This is a genomic window from Methanobrevibacter sp. (assembly GCF_017410345.1).
Classification (GTDB): Archaea; Methanobacteriota; Methanobacteria; order Methanobacteriales; family Methanobacteriaceae; genus Methanobrevibacter.
Window position 1 is genome coordinate 73,662 of the sequence record NZ_JAFQQZ010000045.1, and the last position, 16,631, is coordinate 90,292.

Consider the following 16,631-nt stretch of genomic DNA (forward strand, 5'->3'; position numbering starts at 1 on the left):
CCAATATTTAAATAATAAGCCATTAAAAATATTAACAAACAATTGAGGTGAAACCATGATTTTTGAAAAATATGAAAAGAAAAATGAGATTTTGAACTTGAGAAAAACTGTAAAGAACAATCTTAAAGCCATTTCAAAAGACAATTCAGGCCAAGGCGCTGCAGAGTATATCCTATTGTTTGGAGGAGTGATAGTGATAGCTTTGGCAGGACTGCTGATTTACAGGTCTTACTTCAGCAATAATGCAAGCGGTTTGAATGCCACACAGGACATAAGTTCAATCAGAAATAATGTGACCAGCATTTATTAGATTTGCAATGCATTAAATAGATTTAAATATATTTTTAATGGTAAATAAAAATGAAAAAGTTAGAAAGTTTTAAAGAGGACAATAGAGGACAGACAAGCGTTGAAGTAATCTTATTGATAGGATCCATTTTAGTCATTTCAATCATCTGTGGAACTTATATCTATAAGATCAATTTAGAGATAAATGACCTATTCAATCAGACGCTTGTTAAGGGAAGGCTGTTTTTGTTTAATAAATTAGATTAAACAATAGATAATAATTCAAATCAAAAAAGAAAACTGGTAAAAATCCTAAAAATTAATATTAAAACTCTAATAAAAACAATGATTAAAAAAGTAAAAAAAGAAAAAATAATAAATCTATTTTAACAAATAGAAAACCCCCGCAAACTATAGGTTAAGGAGATTTATTATTTTATAAATATGATAATTGATAAAACAAAAAAAATTAAGAATAAAAAAATTAAATGATTAAGCTTATTTAATCAATTAATCTTTCTAAAGTTGCTTTCCAAGAAGCTGATGAAACATTAGTTAATTTCATATCAGTTCTCTTGACAACAATTCTTTCTTGAGGACATACTTTAGCACATGCACCACATAATACACAGTATTCTTCATTGAATTTGGAAACTCCATCTTCAAGCACAACTGCATTACATGCACAAAGGTCTACGCAAGAACCGCAACCTACACAATCTTCTTCAGTAGTGGTTATTTCACCATCAAATGGTTTTGTGACTTCAGCTGCATCTACAGGACAGATTTCCTTACACCATCCACAGTTAATGCAGTCAGATCCAATGAATATGTCACCGGTGATTTTAGGTTTTTCAATTTCATCACTGTGCATACAGGTAACACATACAGTTCTGATTGCCTCTTGAGGACATACCCTTTTACATACTCCACAGTAGACACACTTATCCTCATCAACTTCAATGGAACATGCCTCTGGAGTATTTACAACAGTGATTGCGTCTGCAGGACATAATTCCGCACAAGCGCTACAGTAGATACATTCTTCATCATTGATAGAAATTTCACCTTTCAACAAGTCGTTTCTATCTGGCAATTCCCTTTTGAACAAGATTGCATCTTGAGGGCATGCCACAGTACATCTTCCACAGAATTCACATGCTTCCTCATCAATTGCAGATTCATGAGTCCAAGTTGGATAATTAGCCAAGTCTTTAGAACTTTCTCCATTAATTTCAAAGTCTAAAGCTCCAAACGGACAGGCAGATGCACATAAACCACAGATTACACAAGTGTCCTCATCAATTGCCAGCTTGTTTCCATCTGCTTGGCCTCTTGCAATACCCAAAACATCCCCTAAAGCCAAGGAGCTGGTTGGACAAGAGTCAGCACATATTCCACATGCTAAACATACATTATTATCATAAGATAATTTTCTTGATTCACTTCCATCTCTTTGAATAAAAATCATAACAATCCCACACTTAAATAGATATATAATTTTTATATAATATAAAGTATACTAAATAATTTTAATATATTTAATACTATATTTGGCGATATGTATATATAAACATAACGATTTTATTTTAAGAAATTCCAAAAAATTTATTAAAATTTTCAGATTTTTTAAAAAATACCTAATTTAAATAATTTAAATCCAGAACACAATAAAAATAATGAGTTACATTAAAAATAAAGGATATTCCCTTAAGAAAATAAGTAATAAAAAAAGAATAAAAAATAATAAGAATTAATACTTATCAAAAAAGTAATAAAAACAAAAAAGATAATTTTTTCAAACTTTCAAAACAAGCTTGATTAAATAAGCTCCCCTTTTTGATTGATTTTCCCTTGGCGTATGCGAGTGGAAGAAATAGGTATGCCATCATCAGCCAATACAAAGCTTACAACAACAATATCCAATGGCTTCATGCCTTTGCTGACCCTGATTTCATTAATTTTCACAGCAGTAGGTTCTGTTTCTTCACTTACGACAATTGCATCATAGTTTTCATCATGAATTGTAGGACCATAAGGATCATCCAAACGTGAAATATGAAAATTATCATATTTAGTACCTAGGAATTCATTCAGATTAGCCATACGAACATCACAAGAATCTATGTCCCCTTCCTTTTTGCATGCAAAAACATTGGAGGTGACTCCAATCTCCACATTTTCACCAATTTCAAAAGCCTTGGCAATCAAGCTTCTATGGCCATAATGAAATTTGTCGAATGTTCCTCCAACAGCTACTCGTTTATATTTTGCCATAATGATCATTAAAAAATTTTAACTTTTAAAAATAACTATAAAGTAAATATTGAATCTACAATAATGATTTTAATTTAAAATTATTTAAACTTAATGAAATACTAATGAGTTTGGAAAATAAAATTAGATAATTTGGGAAAAATCAAAATGAAAATTGAAAATAAAATATAAAATAAAAATAGAATAAATGAATTAAAAAATAAAATAAAATGATAGAATAAAACTATAAAAATTTTATTCTAATTTATATCAAATAATAAATTAATCTCTTTATCCATTAGCTAGAATGGTATAAGCACATAATTCTTAGGCTCATTATAGGATTTGGTGTTCCAATTATTGATTTGACCCAAATTGTTTCTGCGGCTTGTTGCATCGGCAGTATACCAAGTTTGGGATATTGGATCATAAACCTGAGCCCATACATGTCCAGTATTCAATCCACTAGCGAACTTACAGTTCTTTGCATGGGAATATCTTGCATAAATACCTACAGACCTGCACATTGCTACAATCAAGTTAGCCTTGTCACAGCAATTACCCTTTCTAGAGCTTAAGGTACCTGATGCACCTTTTAATGAATTTGTATAGAAACTGTATCTGATATCATCCCTTACAAATTCAAAGATAGCATTTGCCTTAGCCTTAGGACTGGACAATCCTGCGGTTAATTCCTTAGCTTTCTTTTTAATTGCATCATTGAGTGCAGACTTACCGCCTGTTTTCAAGTATTTTGCAAATTCATCTGAATCAAATATCTGCCTATAGTTCAAAATCTTACCATTTTGACTAATGGAAATGGAATATCCTCCTCTAACATAACTGGTTTTAACTGTTACGTAAGAAGGCAATTTTTTATTTCTGCCGTAATAATCCAATGCGGCAGTGAAAGCATAAACATAAAGGTTTGCTTCCATTTTTCCTAAACTAGTTGGCTTATAATTAGGAATACGCTTATTGGCATTAACAAAATCTGTAACATTTTTTGCTAAATTAAGGTATTCTGTCTTATTTAATTTACCACTAATTTTACTTCCAGAGGAATTATAATTATTTGATAGATCCTTAATAACCACATTTGCATTTGAACCTTTTTTAATATTGGTTAAAGCTCCTGCCATAAGGTATGCAAATTCATCAATTGTGTATTTCTTATTGTCAATAGTGACACTATAAGATTTATTCAGTATATTAATGTATTCTACACGGATTTTTAAATCCCTGGCTGCAGTGATAATTTTTGATATACTGACTGAAGGGTCAACTATTTTAATGGTTTTACTCAATTTAGATGAATTATAATATTTATTTCCAGCATAACTTACTACAATTGGATAAGAACCTTTTTTTAGGCTCATAGTTAAACTAACTCTTCCTTTGGAATCAGTAGTTTTATTATATGTTTTATTGTTAAGTTTTATAACAACTTTTTTATTTGCTAAAACTTTACCTGCAGAATTCTTTAAAGTAATTACATATTTAGATCCTTGACCTATATTAGTACCAGAATCTTTTAGGGAAGTAGTTCCTTTTTTAACTGTAAGATTAGTGCTTGCTGAAGATTTGATGAACATATCATCACCAGCAAAACTAATTTTTATTTTTGCAGTTCCTAAAAAATTAATAGGAATGGCTACTTTTCCTTTAGAATTGGTTTTTTTAGTATAAGTTTTATTTTTATCAGTTATTTTCACAACAACTGTCCTATTTTTTACAGCACCATTATTTGGTATCTTCCTAAGGGACACTATAAAATCTTCTCCAAACTTAAGATTTGAAGTAGCAGTTATTTTAGTTCCACATTTAATAGGTTTTACAGTTGTTTTAGTGGAAGATTTATTTAAATTATCATTTCCAGCATAACTAATTATAATGTAAAAACTCTCTTTAGAATTTATCACAAGTTTTGCTTGACCTTTAGAGTCTGTAACTTTTTTATAAGTTTCATTATTCCTTTTAGGGATAACAAATTTAATTGTTTTCCCACGAATAACAGAACCGCTATTCTTATTCTTTAATGTGACAATTAAAGAAGTTGATCTAGGAACAGTACTATTAGTAACTTTTAAACTAGTAGCACTTTTTAAAACTTTAATGCTTGAACTTAATCTAGAAGCATTGTAAGAATTATCTCCTGCAAAACTAAATTTAATTTTATAGATTTTAGCACTATTTAAAATAAGTTTTGCTTGACCTATTGAGTTAGTAGTCTTAACATAAACTTTATTATCAATAGTGAAAGAAATCTTCTTACCACTTAATACTTTACCATTCTCATCTTTTAATGTAACAACAACAGGATTTCCAGCATATAAAGTAGTTCCGGATACTTTTAAAGTTGTAGCAACTTTATTAGTATTTCCACTATTTTGTGTTGGCTGAGAGTCATCGAAAATAGCTTCGTGACTATCATCACCCTCACCTGAAATTAGGCTGGAATCTTCTTCATTAGATAATTGATTAGCATCAAAATTACCAACTGACTCTTCAGATTCGGAATCGATAGAATCACTAACAAGATTATTGTTATCTGGATTATCTGACATATCCATGGCATCACTTGCAGATACTCCACCTATTACAATAAAGAATAAGCAGAATATTGCCAAAAGCAATGCTCTTTTCTCTAACGAAATTTTTTCACCTCAATACACCAAAAAAATACAAATTTAAAAGTTTTAAAAAAATAACTCTTAAAATTAAAATATCTTTAAATATATTTTCTTAAGGTACTAATGCAATAAAAAAATATGAGTTCCTTAATAAAAATTAGAAAAATTTTAATTATTATTAGACTTGCTAAAATATTAAAATCTATTAAAAAATCTTTATTAAATGAAACAAAAACTCCTAGTATTTTATTAAAAATTTATTCAATAAAATAATAGAAATAAAGATAATTCAACTAATTTTAGATAATATTTTTTTAATGTTATGTATAATTAAATGTTTAATAGCATATAAATCTTTCCCATGAAAATTTTAAAAAATAAGAACTATATACTCTTTAAATTAACTTATTACCCTTAAAATAACTTTTTTCCATTTTAAAAAATAAAAAAATTATTTAAAATACTTTTTATAATGAATTTGAAAGTTATAGATAAAAACATGGTTTAAGAATAAATAAAAATAAAAAGCGATTAATAAATCGAATTAAGATAAATAAATGGCTAAAATTAATTATTTTATTAAAATTTAATAGGATAATAATTGAATAATCAAAATATAAACAAATATTTGTTATTTAACCTTTAAAAGAACAATAAATAAACTTACTAAATAAATTAATCCAAATTTAATAAAGTTATATAAAAAATCAATAAAAATCAATTAAATAATGAAAAAAACTGATAATATTTATCCTTTATATTATTTATAAGCTATTTATTAAAGTTTATTTAAAAAAATAACCGTATAAAAGCGATTTAGATTAAATAATGAAAAAAATTAAATAATTTTAGAAAATAAGAAGAATTTTATGAAAATTCTTAAAGAAAAGATAAAAAATTTTGGAATTGATTTTGACAAAATTATTCGTCAAGCTGTTGGTCATGGTCATATTCCAAGCCAACCGGACATGCATGAACGGTTGCGCCGTGAATGACATCTATCTCATCAACAACCTTGTTCTGAACCAAGTGAACAATCTTGTGAGACTCATCCAGGCTCATGTCCGGAGGAAGCTCAACATGGAGGGATACGGTAGCGTAAGAGCCTAAATAGTTCACCCTTACATCATGTGTGCCGCAAACCTTGTCGACCGAATTGGAAACATTTATGATCTTATCGACCAGGTCCTGGGACGGAACCTTTCCCATGATGTTGTTCAGGTTCTCACGGGCAACATCAAAGGCAGTCTTGAAAATCAGCAGACCGATTACAAACCCAATGAATGGGTCCAATTGAGGATATCCGTATTGTGCAATCATCACACCAAAGAGAATGGCCAATGAAGCGAAAATGTCAACCCTTTGATGCTTTCCATCCGCTATGATTGCAGGACTGTTTACACGCTGGCCTAACTTAATGATGTATTGGCTCAAGCTGAAATGGGTAATCACCCCAATGATTGCCATCACAACTGCCAATGGGCTTGGGATTGTAGTTGTGCCTCCAAAGAACAGTCTGTCAATGGCACCGGTTATGATCTCATATGCAACAATTGCCAGAAATATCACAATCAGCAAACCTGCAATCGCTTCAGCCCTTCCATGTCCTAATGGATGCTCCTCATCTGCAGGCCTGCTTCCAATCCTGAATCCTATATAAGCTATAATTGAAGTGGTTATATCTGAAAATGTATGTGCCCCTTCGGATATAAGGGCATAACTTCCAGACATTATCCCTACAGCAATGTTGAATATGGTCAGGAATAGATTTCCTGCAATGGCTACATAAAGGGCCCATTTTCCTATCCTTTCTCTATCTTCCCTTTCCATTTTATCTCATCAATAATTTATTTAATTTATAATTCTTTCAATTTAATAATATAAAAATATTACTTTTCTGAATAAAAATAAGCGAATATTAATACTTATATAAATATTTTTATTATTTATAAGTATTTTATAATTTTTAATATATATCTTTTATTAAAATGAAGCTTGAAAATAAAAAAAGAATCTAAAAGATTTTAATATCCAAACCTTTTAGAACATTATGAAATTGAACATCCGATTATCTAGTAATCAAGATCCTTTAGGATATCCATTGCCCTTTCAATGTTTTCATATGAGTTTGCATAGGACATTCTCACATGCTCCTCTCCAAGACTTCCGAATGGAGCTCCAGGGACTGAGATGACTCCTGCCTCTGCAGCTGCCTTGACGAAATCCATAGGCCTTTCCACTTTAGGGAAAACGTAAAATGCACCTTGGCAGTCCACGGTTTCATATCCCATGTCATTCAAGCTTGAAACAATGAGGTCACGTCTTCTTGAAAACTCATTCACCATCATTTCTACAGAGTCTTGAGGTCCGGTAAGTGCTTCAATAGCTCCAACTTGAGCAATGGAACTTGCATTAGCAGTACAATATTGATGAACCTTAAGCAGGTTTTCAGTCACCTCATCATTTGCAACCATATAACCTATTCTAAGGCCAGTCATTGCATAGGTTTTTGAAAATCCGTTGATTGTCACCACATTGTCACAGTATTCCGCTGGAGAGTGATTTTTTGTGCCATAAATGATCTTTTCATAAATCTCATCTGAAATGATATAGAAATCATGGTCTGTTGCCAAGTCTGCTATCCCCTTGATGTCCTCCTTATCCATAACCGCACCGGTTGGATTGGAAGGGGAATTGATTATCAATCCTTTTGTATTCCTATCGATCTTTTCCTGAACATCCTCCACTTTCATCTTGAATTCGTTTTCCATAGGGGTTGTAACTTCCACAACATTGGCTTCAGCCAATTGGACACAAGTGTAATATGATAAGAATCCTGGATTTGGAACCAATACATTATCTCCCTTTTCAAACAATGCCTGTGCAGCATCGTATAATGCCTCGCTTGCACCGGAAGTCACTATGATGTTTTCAGCATCTGTCTTGATCTTGTTGTCTTTGGCAAGCTTGTCTACGATAGCTTCCCTAAGTTCAATCAATCCCTTGTTTGAAGTGTATTTTGTAACTCCCTCATCAATAGCTTCTTTCATGGCCTCTTTAATGTTTTCCGGGACATCAAAGTCAGGCTCTCCAATTCCCAAATTGATTGCATCTGGATTTGTGACTTCAAACATTTTTCTAATTAGAGATAATTCTATGGTTTCAACTCTTTTAGCAGAATTTAACATGATAACACCTTTTAAAATAAAAATAAAAAATTTCTTTGATAATAATCATAATACAATTAATATATTATAAGTAATATTTAATATATTTTTAATCAAATTTTAATTTGTTTTTAATGAAACTTTAATTGCATGCACCACAATTATAGCATGGCCCATCCTCACACCATGGAGTCTGCTCGCTTGTCCCTATCTTTTCATATTCAGACTTCAAGAACTCCTTGCTTACGCTGACATCAATGCAGTCCCACGGTAATTCATCTTCCAAATCATAGCTTGGAGCATTTTCACCCCATTCCCTAATGCTTATCTTCTCATTCAAGGACCTTTCAATCAGATTTCCAATCTCCCTATCTCCACAGGACAGGACATATTGCATCAGTCCCATCTTGGCGCTGTCAAACTTGATATCCAATCCCTTCAGATTCTTTTTGAGATATCTTATCTTTGACTTGATCTCCTTCATGTCATAGTTTTCCCATTGAAGTGGGGTATGAGGTTTCGGTATGACCGGATTGACACTGAAGCTGATTGAAACTTTGGATTTCTTGCCTTTTTTGATGGATGAAATGGCTTCAGTTTTTGATTGTGAATTTGATGTTGATTTAATTGAATTGTCGATTGATTTGCTTGAAGATTTTGAATTTGAATCAATATTATGCTTCATGGAATCAATTTGCTTCATCATGTCTGCAAGTTCTTCAATATCTTCCTGGGACTCGTAGGGCAAACCGATTAAAAAATACAATTTAATATTAAAACCCAGTCCAATTGCATCGCTTATCACCCTGAAGACATCCTCATCGCTGATGTCCTTATTGATTCTCCGCCTCAGCGAATAGATTGATTCCGGAGCTATTGTCAATGTCTTCAATCCGCTTGACTTGAGAGCAGTCAGTGTTTCCCTTGTAATGGACTCAATCCTCATCGAAGGGGTTGATACCTGAAATCCCCTTTCCCTTAATCCTTCTGTCAATTCATTTATTTTGGAATAGTCAGATACAGCTGCACCAATTAGGGATATTTTGTTCAATCCGGTGTTTTCCCTTGCTTCCTCTGCAATAGAAAAAAGGTCTTCCAGTCCTGTTTCCCTAAGAGGCCTATACATGTAACTTGACATGCAGAACCTGCATCCTCTTGTACAGGCTCTTGAAACATTCAATAGGATGGAATTGGAAAATGCGGGAATGAAATCCTTATCATCGGTTTCGGTGACAATCGGATAGGTCAGATGATATATGCTTTGCATATCATCTGAAAGGGCTATCCTTGTTTTATTGTTGAACTGGGATATGTATAGTCCTTCAATGTCCAAGAATTGAGACAAATCTCTTTTACTATCTGTTCCGTTCTTTCTATTCCCTTTAGGAAGTTGTGATGAAGAATACAAATCCAAAAAGTCGTATAGGACAGCTTCAGCCTCTCCAACAACAAAGATGTCTATGAAATCTGACAAAGGCAGAGGATTGGAGCTTGCACAAGGCCCCCCTGCAATGATCAAGGGGTCCTTTTCTGTCCTATCTTCCCTTCTTAAAGGGATATCGGCCTCCCTCAAGATTTCCAATACATGGAAATAGTCCTGCTCGTATTGAAGTGAGAATGAGACAATGTCAAAATCAGATAATGGACTGTTGGTTTCAAGAGAGCGGACGGAAGGGTAGATTATCCTCTCACAGTAAGTGTCCTCCCTTTCATTGATATAATTATAAATTATCTGATAGCCCAAAGAACTCATTGCAGTCTTATAGACATTCGGATAGACCAATCCAAACCTTATGTCTGCCTTCAATGGATTCTTTATAATTATATTCTTTTCTTCAAACATGCTACAGTCCTTTCATTAGTTCTTTTTATTGAAATCAATATAGAATTTGTTTTTACGAATATAATAAATTTTACTATGCTTTTTGTTTGAAAATCTTATTTCTTGATGATGAAATTTACGAAATAAAATCAATATAATAACTATAATGTAAATTATAATCTCATTTTAATATTGATATCAAAATATGAGTAATATATAAGCTTTTTTATTTAATTAAGGCTGTGTTTTTGCACAAAATCACAATTAGAAAATATATTTAAATCAAGAAAGCCAAATATGAATTAACTAATCTTTAAAATGAAAAATAATCATTTTAAGGATAGTTTTGAAAATGAAAGGAGGAGAATAATTAAAATGAGGTGTTAAGATTAGAAATAAAGCAATAGTCTTGACTTTATTGGTAGTGCTGTTCTTCAGCATAAGCAGCATTAGCGCACAGAGCCTAAACGCTGATGATGTTTATGATGGGGGTAAAATTCTTAAATCAGATTCCTCATCAGGAAAATTAAGTGCAGCAACTGAAGTCAAGGCGAATTCAACAAAGAAAACAAAGAAGACAAGCACAACAAAAACTGCAAATGCAAGAAAGAAAAATACTACAAGCGTTAAAAAAGCTACAAATACAACAAAGAAAACTACTACAAGCGTTAAAAAAGCTACAAATACAACAAAGAAAACTACTACAAGCGTTAAAAAAGCTAAAGCAAAAGAGAATACAACAACAGTAAACAAGAAGACTTTGGCAAAGACATCAACAAGCTTTATGAACTATGTGGAAAAGAATGGAAAGTTCCCTAAAGTCAAGATCAGCAATAAGAACTATTCCAATACAGAATACCTGTATCTCATGACAAAGGCTGTTGAGAACAATTCCAATTCAAAGATTGAAATAAATAGGAAGCTGGTTAAAAAACACAACAATACAAATTCCAAATCAGTGAAGGGCACATTGAATAAGACAGAGTATGTTAAAATAGCTGGAAAAACCAGAAAATTCATTGAAAAGAACAGAAGGGCTCCTAATTGGGTTTCTTCCTCTAAGGGAAACATTCCTTACAATCAATTGATTCTTTCATACAGCAAATGTTTGGATTTCTTCAATAAGAACAATAGGATGCCCAATTCAATAAGGCTTGATGACTTGGATTTGGATAAGATCAATTCAAAGATCAATAAGAACAAGACCAAATCCTCTTCAAATGCTAGCGTAAAGTCAACTAATAAAACAGCAACTAAGAGCGTTAAAGCCAATGCAAGCAAAAACAAGACCACAAGCAATAGTGTAAAGACAAATACAAGCAAGGCAAAGAACACTACAGCAAATACTGCATCCAATAAAGATGACAATGGAGCTGAAAACGGCAGCTTGGTTGAAAGGACTCTGAATAATATCCATAACATATTGAATAATATTTTAGACCGATTGGATCCCAGCAAATATACCGTGGATGTGACCAAATCTGATGAAGGCAACGTTAAATTGAATACAAGCAAGATCAATGTGGACATAAATGGAAAGTCATCTGTAAATGTGCAAGTCTCTGCAAAGAATACGACCAAGAAAACCAATACAAGCAGCACCAAAAAGACAAACACAACAAAAACAAGCACCAAGAAAACCAATACAAGCAGCACCAAAAAGACAAACACAACTAAAGCAAGCGTTTCCAAATCTGCATCCAAGACTGTGAGTGCGAACAAGACTTCAATCAATGAGGCATTGAAGAAATACCTGAAAAGCACCAAAAACTGTCAGGTGAAGAATAAGGCAATTCAGAATCTTGCAAAAACATTGACTTCCAGTCTTAAATCCGATTATGAGAAAGGGAAAAAGATATTCAATTGGGTTCGTGACAATATCCAATACAAGAAATATCGAAACACCAGAAGAGGGGCTGTAAAGACTCTTCAGACCAAAAAGGGAAACTGCGTTGACCAAAGCCACTTGCTGATTGCATTGTCAAGGGCCTCTGGAATTCCTGCAAGATATGTGAAAGGAGGCAACTGCAAGTTCACTACTGGCTATGTTTCCGGACATATCTGGACTCAAATGTACATAAACAACAAATGGGTGGTTGCAGATACAACAAGCTCCAGAAACACCTTGGGAAAAATTAGAAATTGGAATACAAAAAACTATAAGCTTTATGGAGAATTCAGTTCCATAAGCTTCTAAAGAGATTCCAATAATTTCATAAATAACCTATTATTCAGTTTTAATTAATTATTGATGCTATAGAAAAATAATTAATTAAAACTCTTATTTTTTTAAAATAGTTGAAATAAATAGAAATTAAATAAAAATAGAAATATTAGAAAAGCGCCGGGACGGGGATTTGAACCCCGGAGGTCTATTGACCATCGGATTAGCAGTCCGACGCCGTACCAGGCTGGGCCATCCCGACTGAAAATAAAAAAAAGTAATTTAATCTTGTGTATTAAATACAACATTACTATTTTATATTTACTTATTATATAAACTTTTTCTTTTTAGGAATTAGGGCATTTTATCTTATTTATTACTCGTTTTTTGGATTTGTTATTTGGCTCCAATCCAATCCTTTACATAAGGAATCCTTGACAAAAGACTCATTACAATCACTGAAATGATCACATCCAAAATGAATAGTGTGATGAAATAGCTTGTATAATTAAAGTAGCTAATGCTTATGGATCTGAAAATAATGGACAATATAGCAGTGTGGATGAGATATATTCCATAGCTGTACCTTGCCAAAGTGAATGTGAATCTCTTGAAAATGCTATCCTTATCGACAAATAATCTGTAAAGATAGGATTTCTCATCTGTTAAGAAACCAATGCTGAATTTGTTGAAGTTCTTATATAGGATGAACACTCCAATGACTTCAATGGCTGTCAGGAATGAATATCTGTCAAAATTATAAAAGCTATGGTCTGTGGAAAACATATAGCTGAATGCAAGCATTGAAAGACTTGATAGAACAATTAATAATATTCCAAAATAAGGATTGTTCAACAGTTTCCTTTCAGTGTACCTCAAATAATATCCTAAAACAACAAGGCCGATTGGACTGAAGAAGTATATGAGCTTGACTGGAAAATCTGTCTTTAAAGTGAATGTGAAAAGGCAAGTCAAAAGCCAGATTGCGAGGAAGTATTCCAATTCCTTCAAATCACTATGGAGAATCCACTTATTGAATATAGGCATAATCAGATAGGTTCCAAGAATCATCCAGAAGAACCAATATGGAGCAAATCCCAATGATTTTGCCATGAATGCATTATATACAAATGTTAAAATGCTCATTAAACTAAAGGAACTTACATACGGATAATTCAAGAAATATGATAATGAAATCAGAATTATGCTTAATATGATTCCCCAGAACAGGAATGGAGAGATTATTCTAGGCAATCTCTTTGATAAAAATGATTTTATTGTCCAATCTCTTCCAAGGGACAGAGCACCAGACAATACCAAAAACAAGTCTACACCAATCCTAAAGCTGTTTCCTATAAACTGGGTATAGATCCACTCGAATGATGGAATGGTGCCATATCCAGATAGAACATATCCTCTAGTTACGGTATAGATATGTATCAATATGACTGAAATAATTGCAAGTGCCCTTAAGGCATCAAAATAGAAAATTCTTTTAGATTTGGTCGCCATAGTAACAATCCTGTATTTACATATTAAATTATCTAATTATAGATATAAATAGTTAATATAGAAAAGTAAGGATTTTAAGAAAATGCTAAAAGAAATATATTTATTTGAAAGATAATTGATAATCCTAAAAAACAATATTAAAAAAAGAAGTCATTTAAGTGGCACATAGAGAAGTGGACACCCTTCATCAACCAAAGTTATCTGAAAAACTAACTCCACCCCGCGGTTCTACAAGCATCAGCTGTAAGCGGTAGAGCTGCTCCTTTCCAGGCCTGACACGTTCCCACAATAAAGCCAATTGAATATTACCCTCCAGTAATATCCTTGACACCATTGATCCTGCAGGACGGGGCTTCGACATCAGCTTCACAGGCCCTGATTGAATCCAAATGCCGCCTCCTCTATTTCGACCGCACCGAAGGAGATTTGTGCTTACAGAGGACTCCTAACCCTCCAGTCTAGCCAATTATAATATATTATATTAATCTTATATAAAGTTTATTAATGAAAAAATATTTTAACTAAAATGGCTTTATTTCTAAAAATAAGGCGTGAAAAATCGAATTTAGAAAAAATATAATAAATTTAAAAATTAAGAAAAATAGTTAAAAAATAGATTAAAATAATTGAATTAAGAATTAAAAATAATTAAGAAATAGAAAGAAATGGAAATAAAATTAAGAAAAAGAATTATAAGTATTCTTTTAATATTTTAATGATATCTCCATCAGATATGATACCTACAAGCTCACCATCGTCAACAACAGGCAATTGGTTGATGATGCTGTCTCCAGGAGCATTGTCAAACATTACAGAAACTGCATCTTTAATGGTGTCTTCGGAAGATACACATGCAACGTCCTTAACCATAGCGGATTTCACTTTGGTACCATATTGATAATTGTCTAAAATCAAGTTGTGACCTAAATCGGTAGCGGTTACGATACCGACCATCTTTCCATCGTCAACAACAGGCATTGCACTTATCTTATGCTTCATTAATTTTTCAAAAGCAAAAACAGTTGCCTCTTCACAGTCAACTGTCAAGACGTCTTTTGTCATCAAGTCTTTAACTTTAGTCTTCTCTAACATTGTCTAAACCTCCAAAAATTCATCGGTTAATCATAAGGAAACAATTCCTAATCTGTAAAATTAATTATAAGGAAACAATTCCTATGGTATACATAGCATTTTCATCTACTTCAATCAAAATGGCATGACCGTCTTCAAGTCTTCCAGGGTTTGCAACAGTGGTGTTTCCCACCATGTCAATGGAACATGCTTCGTGCACATGACCGCAGATGTTTATATTAGGCTGGAATTCGTGAATAGGCTTTTTAACCCCTTGGCTTCCTACATGAGCGCCGCTTTCAATTGTGTCTGCCTTGGTGTCATATGGAGGGGCATGAGTAAGCAATATGGTTACTCTAGGAACTTCATCGTTTCCAATGTAATCATACTCAGCCAATAGCTCATATACATGGAGATAGATCTTATCGTCATCAATCTCTCCAGGAGTATTGAATGGAGTAGGATTGGATCCCCCATAGCCCATAATGACCACATTCTCATAAGCGATCAATTGATTATGCAAACAGAACGCAGGCTTTTCATCAGGACCGCTTTCCTTGATTGCATTGCAGATTCCTGCAGGGTCACAGTTACCTGGAATTGCAAAAACATCCACGTCACATTCCTCAACGAGTTCGTCAATGAATGGCTTTACAAAGCTTAGCGGTTCAAATTCAGTAATACTGAAATCAGTAATGTCTCCAGCAATCAATACTAGAGAAATATCATCATTTTGTTTTAGGTAATTTATCAAGCTTTCGCTTTTCTTACCGTGCACATCACTAATTGCTAAAATTTTCATTATAAAACAACCTTAAAACTTTAAAATTCATATTAAATTGACTATAATAAAATAATTTAAAAATAATTAGAAAAAAAGAATAATCCTTTTATTCATTATGTTTATTCTGCGAAAAATGGAGCCATTTCCTTTAAGGCCAATTGGATTTTCGGTTTTTCACCATACAATGCAATTGTCAAGTCACTGTCAAACTCCATTATAAGACCATAATATTCAGCTATTTCCTGTATTCTATCTTCTGAAATTGGATTTCTTAAAGTAATCTTTGCATAGGATAATCCTGGAGGAACATTCAAAATGAATCTGGATTGGGTGTCTGAAAGCTTGAAGATCTCTTCACCCCTGTTTGCCCTTTGAAGCTTGTCTAACCATTCCTCATAGAATTCCTTGTCATACTCCTCAGCAAGGGAAAGCAATATTCCCTGGATTTCATTCAAGGACATGTCTGCCTTAGCCATCTCATTGATCATATCCGGATGGGAAGGATCCTTCTTATAAAATCCAATCTGGGATTTGACCAAGCCCAAGTCCTTATTCAATTCATTTGGAATTGGAATGCCTTTCTTGTGAAGCTCTGATGAAAGGTTAGCAATAACCAGCCAAGATTGTTCTATAGGCAATGTACTCATAAATGTCCTTCCAATATTTTTAAGGTAGTGACATTGACTTTTGCGTCAGCTTCTCTCAATTCTCTTTTGATCTCATTGAGATTGTTGTATTTGTCTAGGAAGAGAACATGGTGACTACCAGTGCCGGTAATGTCTAGAATAGCGATTTCATCTTGATCCTTAATCTCATCTCTACCTTCAATAGCTGCTTTAAATTGTACATAAGGCCCATATTCTTCAGGAAGGTCCTTGAATCTAAATATTCCACCTAAAATTGCAATAAACATATTATTTCTCCTAATTCTTAA

At 32.8% G+C, this 16,631-nt stretch carries 15 protein-coding genes, 1 tRNA gene and 1 other RNA gene; 4 read left to right on the forward strand and 13 right to left on the reverse strand.

Going from position 1 to position 16,631, the window contains the following annotated elements:
- The first annotated feature begins 97 nt into the window (after window positions 1–97).
- A complete protein-coding gene (locus tag IJE13_RS06470) occupies window positions 98–310 on the forward strand; it encodes a class III signal peptide-containing protein (RefSeq protein ID WP_292778608.1) in 213 nt (70 codons plus the stop codon).
- A 50-nt stretch (window positions 311–360) separates the two neighbouring features.
- Entirely contained in the window at window positions 361–555 is a 195-nt protein-coding gene (locus IJE13_RS06475; protein ID WP_292778455.1) for a class III signal peptide-containing protein, read from the forward strand.
- A gap of 235 nt (window positions 556–790) precedes the next feature.
- Here IJE13_RS06475 and fwdF read toward each other — a convergent pair whose 3' ends face one another.
- The 3 genes from fwdF to IJE13_RS06490 all read right to left on the reverse strand — a co-directional run bounded on the left by fwdF (window position 791) and on the right by IJE13_RS06490 (window position 4,313).
- Entirely contained in the window at window positions 791–1,759 is a 969-nt protein-coding gene (gene fwdF / locus IJE13_RS06480; RefSeq protein ID WP_292778457.1) for a tungsten-dependent formylmethanofuran dehydrogenase subunit FwdF, read from the reverse strand.
- Window positions 1,760–2,109: 350 nt separating this feature from the next.
- Window positions 2,110–2,571 carry a phosphopantetheine adenylyltransferase gene (locus IJE13_RS06485; RefSeq protein ID WP_292778610.1) on the reverse strand — a complete coding sequence of 154 codons (462 nt, stop codon included), beginning with the start codon at window positions 2,569–2,571 and terminating at the stop codon, window positions 2,110–2,112.
- A gap of 275 nt (window positions 2,572–2,846) precedes the next feature.
- A complete protein-coding gene (locus IJE13_RS06490; RefSeq protein ID WP_292778459.1) occupies window positions 2,847–4,313 on the reverse strand; it encodes a transglutaminase domain-containing protein in 1,467 nt (488 codons plus the stop codon).
- Between the two features lie 775 nt (window positions 4,314–5,088).
- Between IJE13_RS06490 and IJE13_RS06495 the strand changes: the two genes are divergently transcribed.
- Window positions 5,089–5,238, forward strand: coding sequence for a hypothetical protein (locus IJE13_RS06495; protein ID WP_292778461.1), 150 nt, complete (start codon window positions 5,089–5,091; stop codon window positions 5,236–5,238).
- Between the two features lie 860 nt (window positions 5,239–6,098).
- Here IJE13_RS06495 and IJE13_RS06500 read toward each other — a convergent pair.
- From IJE13_RS06500 to IJE13_RS06510, 3 genes are all read right to left on the reverse strand, one after another.
- Complete coding sequence (locus IJE13_RS06500; RefSeq protein WP_292778463.1) at window positions 6,099–7,007, reverse strand: cation diffusion facilitator family transporter; 909 nt, start codon at window positions 7,005–7,007, stop codon at window positions 6,099–6,101.
- A gap of 242 nt (window positions 7,008–7,249) precedes the next feature.
- The gene (locus IJE13_RS06505) at window positions 7,250–8,365 is read right to left on the reverse strand and encodes a pyridoxal phosphate-dependent aminotransferase (RefSeq protein ID WP_292778465.1); all 1,116 of its coding nucleotides are present in this window, start codon (window positions 8,363–8,365) and stop codon (window positions 7,250–7,252) included.
- Between the two features lie 121 nt (window positions 8,366–8,486).
- On the reverse strand, window positions 8,487–10,187 hold the full coding sequence (locus IJE13_RS06510; RefSeq protein ID WP_292778467.1) for a radical SAM protein: 1,701 nt from the start codon (window positions 10,185–10,187) through the stop codon (window positions 8,487–8,489).
- A gap of 388 nt (window positions 10,188–10,575) precedes the next feature.
- Between IJE13_RS06510 and IJE13_RS06515 the strand changes: the two genes are divergently transcribed.
- Complete coding sequence (locus IJE13_RS06515) at window positions 10,576–12,363, forward strand: transglutaminase domain-containing protein (RefSeq protein ID WP_292778469.1); 1,788 nt, start codon at window positions 10,576–10,578, stop codon at window positions 12,361–12,363.
- Between the two features lie 145 nt (window positions 12,364–12,508).
- Here the strand turns inward: IJE13_RS06515 and IJE13_RS06520 are convergent.
- The 7 genes from IJE13_RS06520 to IJE13_RS06550 all read right to left on the reverse strand — a co-directional run bounded on the left by IJE13_RS06520 (window position 12,509) and on the right by IJE13_RS06550 (window position 16,610).
- Window positions 12,509–12,592 (reverse strand) — tRNA-Ser (locus IJE13_RS06520).
- Between the two features lie 134 nt (window positions 12,593–12,726).
- Entirely contained in the window at window positions 12,727–13,842 is a 1,116-nt protein-coding gene (locus IJE13_RS06525; protein ID WP_292778472.1) for an acyltransferase family protein, read from the reverse strand.
- 155 nt (window positions 13,843–13,997) lie between these two features.
- Window positions 13,998–14,311: signal recognition particle sRNA (gene ffs, locus IJE13_RS06530), an RNA gene on the reverse strand.
- A gap of 221 nt (window positions 14,312–14,532) precedes the next feature.
- Entirely contained in the window at window positions 14,533–14,934 is a 402-nt protein-coding gene (locus IJE13_RS06535) for a CBS domain-containing protein (protein ID WP_292778474.1), read from the reverse strand.
- A gap of 64 nt (window positions 14,935–14,998) precedes the next feature.
- Complete coding sequence (locus IJE13_RS06540; RefSeq protein ID WP_292778475.1) at window positions 14,999–15,715, reverse strand: metallophosphoesterase; 717 nt, start codon at window positions 15,713–15,715, stop codon at window positions 14,999–15,001.
- Between the two features lie 101 nt (window positions 15,716–15,816).
- Window positions 15,817–16,344 (reverse strand): DUF2096 domain-containing protein, encoded by a 528-nt coding sequence (locus IJE13_RS06545; protein WP_292778478.1) that lies wholly within the window; start codon window positions 16,342–16,344, stop codon window positions 15,817–15,819.
- Entirely contained in the window at window positions 16,341–16,610 is a 270-nt protein-coding gene (locus tag IJE13_RS06550; protein WP_292778480.1) for a DUF749 domain-containing protein, read from the reverse strand. The genes IJE13_RS06545 and IJE13_RS06550 overlap by 4 nt, the downstream gene beginning before the upstream one ends.
- Window positions 16,611–16,631 lie beyond the last annotated feature (21 nt).

What these genes read in the sequence shown, in the direction of transcription:
- IJE13_RS06475 (WP_292778455.1), top strand. Translation starts at nt 361, where the DNA reads ATGAAAAAGTTAGAAAGTTTTAAAGAGGACAATAGAGGACAGACAAGC.
- IJE13_RS06550 (WP_292778480.1), bottom strand. Translation starts at nt 16,610, where the DNA reads ATGTTTATTGCAATTTTAGGTGGAATATTTAGATTCAAGGACCTTCCT.
- fwdF (WP_292778457.1), bottom strand. Translation starts at nt 1,759, where the DNA reads ATGATTTTTATTCAAAGAGATGGAAGTGAATCAAGAAAATTATCTTAT.
- IJE13_RS06505 (WP_292778465.1), bottom strand. Translation starts at nt 8,365, where the DNA reads ATGTTAAATTCTGCTAAAAGAGTTGAAACCATAGAATTATCTCTAATT.
- IJE13_RS06535 (WP_292778474.1), bottom strand. Translation starts at nt 14,934, where the DNA reads ATGTTAGAGAAGACTAAAGTTAAAGACTTGATGACAAAAGACGTCTTG.
- IJE13_RS06540 (WP_292778475.1), bottom strand. Translation starts at nt 15,715, where the DNA reads ATGAAAATTTTAGCAATTAGTGATGTGCACGGTAAGAAAAGCGAAAGC.
- IJE13_RS06510 (WP_292778467.1), bottom strand. Translation starts at nt 10,187, where the DNA reads ATGTTTGAAGAAAAGAATATAATTATAAAGAATCCATTGAAGGCAGAC.
- IJE13_RS06545 (WP_292778478.1), bottom strand. Translation starts at nt 16,344, where the DNA reads ATGAGTACATTGCCTATAGAACAATCTTGGCTGGTTATTGCTAACCTT.
- IJE13_RS06500 (WP_292778463.1), bottom strand. Translation starts at nt 7,007, where the DNA reads ATGGAAAGGGAAGATAGAGAAAGGATAGGAAAATGGGCCCTTTATGTA.
- IJE13_RS06525 (WP_292778472.1), bottom strand. Translation starts at nt 13,842, where the DNA reads ATGGCGACCAAATCTAAAAGAATTTTCTATTTTGATGCCTTAAGGGCA.